The 9,688-nt window shown below is 41.6% G+C and carries 14 protein-coding genes; all 14 read right to left on the reverse strand.

What is annotated here, in order from left to right; translation table 11 throughout:
* Positions 1–359 (reverse strand): sodium/proline symporter (locus tag J7M13_07755; GenBank protein MCD6363867.1); only part of this gene is annotated, 359 nt, incomplete at its 3' end.
* Positions 360–760: 401 nt separating this feature from the next.
* A complete protein-coding gene (locus tag J7M13_07760) occupies positions 761–2,203 on the reverse strand; it encodes a right-handed parallel beta-helix repeat-containing protein (GenBank protein ID MCD6363868.1) in 1,443 nt (480 codons plus the stop codon).
* Between the two features lie 122 nt (positions 2,204–2,325).
* On the reverse strand, positions 2,326–2,712 hold the full coding sequence (locus J7M13_07765) for a desulfoferrodoxin (GenBank protein MCD6363869.1): 387 nt from the start codon (positions 2,710–2,712) through the stop codon (positions 2,326–2,328).
* A gap of 28 nt (positions 2,713–2,740) precedes the next feature.
* Entirely contained in the window at positions 2,741–3,376 is a 636-nt protein-coding gene (locus J7M13_07770) for a peroxiredoxin (GenBank protein ID MCD6363870.1), read from the reverse strand.
* 101 nt (positions 3,377–3,477) lie between these two features.
* Positions 3,478–3,900, reverse strand: coding sequence for a transcriptional repressor (locus tag J7M13_07775; protein ID MCD6363871.1), 423 nt, complete (start codon positions 3,898–3,900; stop codon positions 3,478–3,480).
* Between the two features lie 19 nt (positions 3,901–3,919).
* Positions 3,920–4,576, reverse strand: a complete 657-nt coding sequence (locus tag J7M13_07780) for an N-glycosylase/DNA lyase (protein ID MCD6363872.1) — start codon at positions 4,574–4,576, stop codon at positions 3,920–3,922.
* A complete protein-coding gene (locus tag J7M13_07785) occupies positions 4,548–5,459 on the reverse strand; it encodes an MBL fold metallo-hydrolase (protein MCD6363873.1) in 912 nt (303 codons plus the stop codon). The genes J7M13_07780 and J7M13_07785 overlap by 29 nt, the downstream gene beginning before the upstream one ends.
* Positions 5,456–5,797 (reverse strand): ribosome silencing factor, encoded by a 342-nt coding sequence (rsfS, locus tag J7M13_07790; protein ID MCD6363874.1) that lies wholly within the window; start codon positions 5,795–5,797, stop codon positions 5,456–5,458. The genes J7M13_07785 and rsfS overlap by 4 nt, the downstream gene beginning before the upstream one ends.
* Positions 5,797–6,981: an LCP family protein gene (locus J7M13_07795; protein ID MCD6363875.1), complete on the reverse strand. Its 1,185-nt coding sequence runs from the start codon at positions 6,979–6,981 to the stop codon at positions 5,797–5,799. The genes rsfS and J7M13_07795 overlap by 1 nt, the downstream gene beginning before the upstream one ends.
* Positions 6,982–7,003: 22 nt before the next feature.
* Positions 7,004–7,603: a nicotinate-nucleotide adenylyltransferase gene (nadD, locus tag J7M13_07800; GenBank protein MCD6363876.1), complete on the reverse strand. Its 600-nt coding sequence runs from the start codon at positions 7,601–7,603 to the stop codon at positions 7,004–7,006.
* An 8-nt stretch (positions 7,604–7,611) separates the two neighbouring features.
* Positions 7,612–8,868, reverse strand: a complete 1,257-nt coding sequence (gene obgE / locus J7M13_07805; protein ID MCD6363877.1) for a GTPase ObgE — start codon at positions 8,866–8,868, stop codon at positions 7,612–7,614.
* The gene (gene rpmA, locus J7M13_07810; protein ID MCD6363878.1) at positions 8,865–9,149 is read right to left on the reverse strand and encodes a 50S ribosomal protein L27; all 285 of its coding nucleotides are present in this window, start codon (positions 9,147–9,149) and stop codon (positions 8,865–8,867) included. The genes obgE and rpmA overlap by 4 nt, the downstream gene beginning before the upstream one ends.
* Complete coding sequence (locus J7M13_07815; protein ID MCD6363879.1) at positions 9,146–9,460, reverse strand: ribosomal-processing cysteine protease Prp; 315 nt, start codon at positions 9,458–9,460, stop codon at positions 9,146–9,148. Before J7M13_07815 ends, rpmA begins: the two co-directional genes overlap by 4 nt.
* Positions 9,461–9,467: 7 nt before the next feature.
* Positions 9,468–9,688 (reverse strand): 50S ribosomal protein L21 (gene rplU, locus J7M13_07820; GenBank protein ID MCD6363880.1); only part of this gene is annotated, 221 nt, incomplete at its 5' end.

The following is a 9,688-nucleotide window of genomic DNA, read 5'->3' on the forward strand; positions in this document are numbered from 1 at the left end:
ACCTGAAGAACTTTGCTATCGTATCGCTTCAGGAAAAACTCCGGTATAGTAAGAATCCCCTTTTTCTCAACATACTCTTTTAACTTAGGAGCAACGAGAACCCACGCAAGAACGGCAAAAAGCACGTGAAAGAACGTTAAGTAAGCACTCCATCCAAAGCCAAACAGATATCCCGCTCCTCCTCCCCCGAGAAGAGCGCTTGTGCTGAAATAGGTTGCGAAAAACGATAGTGAAACAAGCCAGGGACCAAGCTTTCCTCCTGCAAGGAAATACCCCTTCTCTCCCTCCTTTCTATAACTAATAATGCCCAAGATCACCATAACAGCTATATAAATAGAAATCGTCAAGAGCAAAGTCATACTTTATCACCTCCTTTTAAAGCGTAGATAACTCCTCCTATTAAGGACAGTAGTGCAAGCAGATAACCTAGGAGTACAGCACCACTCATGAGAAACACCTCCTCAGAAAGAATTAAGGGGGAGGAGCCTCCAGAGCTCCTCCCCCTTAAAAGATAAATAAAAGAGCCATGGAGGCTTAATCCCATTTTTCTGGGACCTGCCTCCATGGCTCCCTTTAGATTTAAGCCATAGGTGGCAGGTGCCCTATAGCACCTGCCACCACCAATTATTTACCTGTAGATTAGGAGATTTCCTCTTCCTCTCCGCTAGAATTAACATTCCCTTCTCTCCTCGTCCTGTGAAAGTCTCATTAGCTTGAAAATTATTCTACCATAAATTTGCTTCCTGTCAAGAGAGATCAGCTACCTTTCGTAAGCTCCTATATCATACCCTCCTCCCTGAGGTCTTGAATTTCCATCAAGATCTATAGATGGAGCGTCTTGAGAGCTCCCGCTATCTATGGCGGGACTTCCGCTCTGCAAATGGTAATCACCCTCGCTTCCGAAACCGGTTCTAACAAACATGGGATCGCCATAGATATTACCTTCGCCAAGCTGTGATAGTTGCGAAGAGGTATAAGAATTACCTCCCTGAACAAGAACACACGAACTATTAGGCATATAGAAGAGACAATGATCTATCGTAAAGGTCGTGCCATCAGACAAAAAGATAGGCGAATTAGGACCACGTCCTGAAAATATAACGTTTCTCATCGTAACCGTTATAGGAATATCTCTATGATCATAGTTAACCCCCATAATATACTGATTCCCAGCTTCGTCATCTATGGTAACGTTTATAAACTCAAAGGTGGAATTAGGTTCCTCGGTATCTATGACTACCGGATTCCAAGGTGTAGGCTGAGAATCTCCATCACCCCTACCGTATATAAGACAATTTTCTACTTTGCTTCCACCTCCCCAAAGCTTTAATCCATCACATGAGTTATTAGCGATGATACACTCATGAACATATGTATTCTTAACCTTTGAGTCTAAGCCATCCCCTTTATTGTGAGCGAAAAGCGAGTCAGCTATCTCCAACGGCCCATCAGATTGCTCAAGCCCCAAACCATCAGGACGATCATAAGGATTGTTGGGATTATCCACAACGCCTTGATAATAGTGCCCACTATAGGTAAGCTCACAGTTCTGAATAAGCACATTCCTCCAGCCTCCCTCGCTTGGATCGGGACCTCCGATAGCGCCGAAACCACAGTAAGAAATTTGACAGTTTATTATCTGAAGATCATTAACATCCCTTATGTTTATACCGTACTCATCTATGTGATGAATATAAAGATCTCTCAAAACAATATGCTCTACGGGACCATTTATAGCCTCTATTCCGTCTCTGAAAAGAGCTCCATTATCGCTCGTTATTTCTATGTTTTCAATGACAATGTAGCTTTTTCCTGAAAGATCTATAGCAGTTATCAAATTCCCTCTACCAGCCAAAATGGGGCGATTTCCTTCCTCACCTTTTATCGTTATCCAAGCATCTGCACGTCCCGAAGATGGGATTATTATGTCCGAATCATATTCTTCCAAAACATAGCGACCTCCAAGAATTATCAAGGTATCTCCTGGCTCCAGTCGGCGCGACGCATATCCCGGATTTCTCCAAGGCTGTTCCCTTGTGCCTGGATTTGAATCACTTCCAGTTGTGGAAACGTAATGGGTATTACCACCACTGGGAGTAGGAGAAGGCGATGGCGTTGAAGATGATCCTCCACCACATGCGAACAAAGCGATTCCAAACGCCAGAATCAGCACAGCATATAAAATTAACTTAGCTATTCGCATCATTATCACCTCCTTTTAAATAAAAGAACTATATTATGCTTTTTGAGAAGATTATATCAAAAAGATAGCAAAAATTTAAGGGGGTATCTCTCCAAGAGACACCCCCTTAAAAGCCAGAGAGTTTAAACATTAAAGAGCTTTTTCCAAAGCCCATGAATATTACAGTAGCTTCTCACCGCTGTAGCCCTTTCACTAACCTTGAAAATCGCTTCCGGCTTATCTCCTGGTTTAAGGAATTTCTTTATAGTTCCAGCAGAAGTTAAAATTTCTATCCACTCTATATAGTGTTTTTCCTCCATAGGATGAGCAACTTCCCCTACCTTTACCCTAATCTCATCTGTTGAGGCTTCAACAACAGGGAGGTGCTTCTCATTGCCCTGCTCTGAAGCCTTTTCCTCAAGGAGCTTCATAGGCTGGCCACAGCATACCAGCTCTCCTGCTCCATCATGCACCACCTCAACGATATTACCACACACCTCACATTTATATACCTCAAACAGCTTAGCCACGCTCATACCCCCTTTCTCCCTAACCTATCTAAAGCTTCCTATAGCAGAGCCACCAGTCAAAGCAATCATACTGCTTAACTCTTTCCTTTGCAGTTTTCTCATCAGTAGCAGGTGGAATAATAACCTGATCTCCTATAACCTCATTGTTAGGCCAATTAGCTGGGATGGCAACCTCTTCTTTATCTGAAACCTGAAGTCCCTTAACCATCCTAAGAATTTCATCCATGTTTCTTCCAAGCTCCTGTGGGTAGTAAAGGATGGCTCTTATCACTCCCTTAGGGTCAACTATAAATACCGCTCTTACTGTGTTAGTTCCTTTGTTCGGATGAATAAGTCCAAGCATGTTGGACACCTTACCAGTATCATCAGCGATTATAGGGAACTTTATCTCCTCATTTAACTTGTCCTTTATCCATTCCACCCACTTTATATGTGAGAAAACTTGGTCAACGCTGAGCCCAATAAGCTCGCAATTCAGCTTCTTAAATTCCTCATATCTCCTCTGGGAAGCCACAAATTCGGTAGTGCAAACTGGCGTAAAATCGGCAGGATGACTGAAAAGGATAAACCATTTGCCCATGTAATGCGAAGGGAGCTTTATCTTTCCATGGGTGGTTTGAACCTCTACCTCCGGGAAACGATCACCTATCAATGGCATTTTCATTTCCATAATTTTACCCCTCCTTTGTTGCTTACAGTTTTGTAATGATTTCATTTCCTACGATGAGTATACACTTCATCTCTTATTTTGTCAAGCGATAGATCTTAGTGAAGCTTCTCCAAACAGGCTTTGCATATCCCGCGAAATGTTATCTGCAGTTCGCTTACCTTATGCCCTTTAGCAGATGCCGAGCTTCTAATCCTCTCAACGCAATCTTTATCAAGCTCTATATCGTAAATCGCTCCGCACTTTGTGCAAAGAAAGTGACCATGAGGAGAGGTGTTAGGATCAAACCTTAGCTCATTACCTTCTATAACCAAACAGCTTATCATACCTTTTTCAGCAAAAAGCCTTAGTGTGTTGTATATCGTAGTTTTTGAAAGGGTGGGTATATCCGAGGAAAGATCCCTGTATATCATATCAACGGTGGGGTGGCTCTTGTTCCCCTGAAGATATTCAAGGATCTTCATTCTCTGATAGGAGGGGTTTATCCCCTTTCTCTTTAATATTTCCTTCAGGCTATCCATTTTACCACCTGCCTTTCTCCTATTTAAAAATTCTTCCTGTCCTTTCAAACCAGAAAACAAAATCAAGATGCACGAGTGGTATACCTATGCGGTTCGAAAACCTTCTTAACTTCTCTTCCAAGAGTAAATAACGTTTCTTAGATATAGAATTCGGTATTTCATCTATTATCTTGAAGTCGATCATGCTTCTTAAAACGTGTCTATCAAGTATCGCAAGGCTGTCTCCTTTTCCTATATTTCTTAGAAAATGGCTTGCTTCTTTATATCCCATACCCCTAACCTTTTTAACGAGCCATTCGCGCACAGCAAACGCATCCTTAAATCGGGTCAAAGAGGATCTTAAGCTTAAAACTCCATTGTGCTTAAAGGATTCCCTTGCCTCGATTATATACAAAGCTTTTTGCTTCCTAAATCTTACTCCGTTAAGCCTTTCAGCTATTTCTTCTAAGCTTCCATTAAAAAGGGTACCATCATCTCTTAAAGCTTCTACCGCGCTCCAGCAAATTTCCGCCTTGGACTGAGGGGTTAAAAGACAAAAGGCAAGCTCGCTAAAAAGATCCTCCTCGCTACCTCTTTCCCAAACCCTTTTAAACTCTTGAATTCTCTTCTCTATCTCTTCTCTAACGAGGGCATACTTTTCCGCTAACTTAGCTACTTCTTTTCCAGTAAAGAGCATTTTCCCTAAGTTTAAAGTGGATTTCCCCACGTTCACAAAGATATTTTAAAAAAGCAAGCACTGAGGTTTTAACAAGAGAGTACTCCACCATATCGACTAAGCGAATCTTAAAGCTCCCACAAAGTCTCGAAATGACTTCATCCAAGGTAAGCTCTTTATCAAGAATCCCTTTTATCCTTTGCTCCACTTCAATAAGTCTTTCCTTGTTGAGAGCTATGAGATGAGAAATATCATTTGTAGGATCAGTATGAGAAGGAACGAAAATCTCACAATTCGCACTTCTTAAGCTCTCAAGGGTTCTCATCTGGTCATAAATACTTACATTAAAAGGAATACCATACTTATCTAGTACTCTCTCAGGAAAAAGCGCATCTCCACAGAATAAAACGCCTTTCGCTTCGACTCCTATTTGTTCCCATGAATGCCCTTTAAGGCATAATATTTTCAAGTGTAAGTCATCAAATTCTAAGCTGGAGGGGATTTCTTCCAAGTGATGATCAACGTGTGAAGGCTTAGCCATCAGGAACTTTACCTTCAATTCCTCTATGGGATATGCTCCGCAAAAAAGGTAGATAGGCTCAAACAAGGTATTCTCTATAATAGCTGCTTCAAGCTTAGAAGCGTAAACGCAAGCATCTGTTCTCCTTATCAGAAAGTGGTTACCTCCACAGTGATCCGCATGTGAATGCGTATTAATAATGACACTTAGGTGAAGCCCCAATATATCAAGTGCTTTAAGAATCCTCTTACCAACATCCTTATCCAAGCCCGTATCTATAACTACAGCTTCATTTCCCTTAAATCTCAATATACCAATGTTAGTAGCACCCTTAAGAACATAGATGCCCTCCTTAAGCTCCTCGATTCTATCAACGAGACTCATTCGAAATGAACCCTCTTAGCCTGATTCCATATCCGCTCAAGGTCATATAGTAATCTTCCTTCAGGAGTGAAAATATGAACTACCACGCTACCGTAATCAAGTAGAATCCACCTGCCACCTCTCATTCCCTCAACCCCTTGCGGTAAAACCCCTTCCTTTTTGAGCTCGAACTCAACCTCCTCAGCAAGAGACTCCATATGAGTTTCTGAACGCCCCGTGCATATCACGAAAAAGTCAGCTATATAGCTTATTTCCCCTATATCAAGCACTACAAGATCCTCCGCTTTGTGATCCTCAAGTGTACGTACAATCCTTTTAACCAAAGCCTCTGATGATATCATTCCTTCATATCCTTTCCTAAGATTATAGTTATGGAAAAACTGCTATCCTTTCTCCTCTCGCTTATCGCTACCCCATAACCGAGTATTTTCACGATCCTTTTAGCCACTTCTAAATTTCTACCTGTGTTATCCACTATCTTTGTTATAGAGTAATCTAACCTATCAGCATTACCTACTTTTATAACCCTATAGCCATATCCTTCCAGTATTTTCCTGACCTTTGAAGCAGCACCTAATAGACCATTTCCATTTAAAACTTCTACAGTTATTTCCCGCTTAATGTCCTTAGGAGAAGGGCCTTCCCCCCAAATAACCCATTTCTTTAATCTCTCCAGAGCGTTTAAATCGGGAAGCCAGTAAGATATTCCATCTATATACGCAGGACGTCCAGGGACCATTCCCCACCTTATTCTTGAAAAATCGATTCCTCTAAAGAGCGATGCTATATATATAAGCTGCTCAGGCGTCAGATCTGTCTTAACTACTTTAACAGCCTCAACGGCGATGGATGGTAAGCGCTTCCACATGTCCTGACTTTTTAGCTTCCTAACCACTGCTTTGAGAAACTTCCACTGCCTTTTAATCCTGCCTATATCTCCCTCAGGATCATGTCTGAATCTAACATACTCCAATGCTTTCTTCCCGTTAAGCTTTTGATATCCCTTTTTCAGGTTTATATAAAGTCCTCCCCATTTATCCACATATCTCATGTTTTTCTCTACATAAAGCTCTACTCCACCTATGAGATCAATCAGATTTATAAAACCCTTATAATCTATCTTAACATAGTGATCTATGGGAATTGCAAGGAATTCTTTCAACGTTTCCTTAAGAAGCCTCACTCCACCATAGGCATAAGCGTGATTTATTTTAGTCCAGCCTCTTCCAGGAACGCGTACTCTCGTATCTCTTGGTATAGATATCGCTCCTATTCCCCTATTATTAAGATCAAAGCTCGCCAAAGCAATGGTATCTGCACGATGCGTTCCCTCAACATCATCTACCCCTATAAAAAGAATATTAACGCGATCTCTTCCAGTCGTTAAAAGAGAGGCTTTAATGGCTTTCGTATCCGGGTTAATTGAGTAATAGAGACGTATACCTCCACCAATAAGCGCAGCTATCAGAGCTAAGACGATAAAAACAAACTTGGATTCAAGTATATACCTTATCATCACCAAAGCCATTCACCTCTCAAAAACATTATATCAAATATAAGCCAGCTTTCCTAATATAGCTCTCAACAAGTGAAGGCACCAGATATTTTATCGTTTTCCTGTGTCTCACCCTCCTTCTTATATCCGTTGAAGAAATAGGAGGCGAAGGTATCTCAATAATATTTATCCTACTTAAAAAGTTCCTCGGCAGGTTCTTCTTAAGGATCTCCAAAGAGTATCCTGCACGACTAACCGCTATAAAATTACACATCTTCAGAAGAGTCTCAGGCTCCTTCCAGCTTTTTAAATCCGCTACGATGTCTATTCCAGTTATAAAAAAAAGCTCCACTTCATCTCCAAGCTTTTCTCTAAGTTCCCTTACCGTATCAACGCTGTAGGAAACCCCCTTCCTGTCTATCTCTATACGTGAGACCTCAAAGAGGGGGTTATCTAATGTGGCAAGAAGAACCATTCTATACCTATGCTCCGGATCACTTATACGATGACCCAGCTTATGAGGAGGAATCTTGGCAGGGATGAATATTACCTTATCTAAACAAAAAGTCTGACGAGCTTCCTCAGCCGCTATAAGATGACCGTAGTGTATCGGGTCAAACGTGCCTCCCATTATGCCAATCCTGCTCATGATCGCTTTCATTCCCTGTATTCAAACTCTATATCTTTAATTTTCACCGTATCCCCTTCCTTTATACCCAGCTCCTTGAGCCTTTCCTCCACCCCTAATTTTCTTATCTCTCGCTGAAATCTCCTGAGCGCCTCTTCGGAATCAAATCTTGTTATGGAAACCAGCTTCTCTACCTCGTCGCCCTCAACCATAAAAATGTCTCCCTTTTTATAAACTTTAAGAGGCTTAACCTTAGGAACGTAATCTACTTTTTCCCTTGGTACTTCCTTGGGAAGTCGCCTTACTTCCTCCACCAAAGCATCAAGGAGCTTACTTATTCCCTCTCCGGTTAAAGCCGATATACCTATAAACTTATAACCTTTTCCCTCAAAGTAATTAGCAAGCTCAGGAAGCTTTCCCCTATCCCTCAGAAGATCGAGTTTATTACCTATTACTATTTGAGGTTTAGAAAGCAACTTCTCGGAATATAACCTTAGCTCCTCATTTATTTTCTCAAAGTTATCCTTTATATCATTAATGGATAAAGATAAGTCAAGCATGTGAATAAGAAGTTTCGTCCTCTCTATATGTCTCAAAAAATCTATCCCCAAGCCACGTCCCTTGTGAGCTCCCTCTATTAATCCAGGAATATCAGCCAAGATGAGCTTTTCTCCATTCTCTAACTCCACTACTCCAAGCACAAGAGAAAGAGTAGTAAACGGATAATCTGCTATCTTGGGCTTAGCATTGGAAAGCTTTGAAATAAGAGTTGACTTTCCAACGTTAGGCATGCCTATTATTCCTACATCCGCTATTACCTTCAGCTCAAGTATTATCCAGCGAGATTCGCCCTCCTCCCCTTTCTCCGCTATCCTGGGAGCCTGATTAGTAGGAGATTTAAAGTGAGCGTTTCCATAGCCTCCTTTACCGCCTTTAGCCACTATGAATCTTTCCCCTGGCTCAACAAGGTCTGCCATAACCGCCCCTGTCTCTGCGTCTCTAACAATGGTTCCTGGAGGCACTTTTATGATAACATCCTCACCATCTTTTCCCCTTTTATTTTTCCCTCCACCATGTCCTCCTCTACCAGCCTTAAAGTGCTTTTTATAACGGAAGTCCAATAAAGTAAAAAGGGAGGGATTTACCTCTAAGATAACATCCCCCCCTTTTCCTCCATCTCCCCCATCAGGGCCTCCGCGGGGAACATATTTTTCCTTTCTGAAACTTATAGCACCGTCTCCGCCTTTTCCTCCCTCTACGTAAATCTTAGCTCTATCTATCATCAGGCAAGAGCCGGCTCGGGATAAACGCTGACCCTCTTCCTTCTCTTATCCAACCTCTCAAATTTCACATATCCATCTATTAAGGCATAAAGGGTAAAGTCGTCTCCCATTCCAACGTTCTTTCCCGGATGAATTCTTGTCCCTCTTTGACGAACTATAACATTTCCTGCCTTAACGAATTGAAGATCATATCTCTTAACGCCGAGTCTCTTGCTATGACTATCCCTACCATTCTGAGTGCTTCCCCCGCCTTTCTTGTGAGCGAAAAGCTGAAGATCTATCATTCCTCCTTCACCTCCTCACACCTTACATGATTCGGATAAGCCTTACTTATCTCGCTCAATCCCTTCCAGAAAACCGCAAGAACAAGCTCACTCCTCTCATCCGCAGGAAAACTCATATAAAGCAATCCCTTCTCCTTTTCAGCTTCTATCCTCTCAGCATATTCATCTTTTAACCACAATAGCAAAGTCTGAAGAAGCGCAGAAACGCCCGCACATACTATATCTCTACCTTCTTCCGCATAACCAGTATGCCCACGCGCTATAATAACTCTTCTGCCTGACCTTTCACGCTTGAGGGTGATTCTAAGCATTAAAGTCTTAGGACATGAGTATATCTTCCACCACTATTCTCGTAAAAGGCTGACGATATCCCCTCTTTCTTCTATAATTTTTCTTTCTCTTATACTTAAAAACTATTATCTTTTTCCCTTTACCGTGCCCTAAAACCTTTGCCTGAACGGTGGCTCCCTTTACATAGGGAGTACCAAATACTCCTTCGTCATCCTTCTTGAGGAATAAAACCTTATCAATCTTTAACG

This window comes from Synergistota bacterium (assembly GCA_021159885.1).
Taxonomy (GTDB): domain Bacteria; phylum Synergistota; class GBS-1; order GBS-1; family GBS-1; genus AUK310.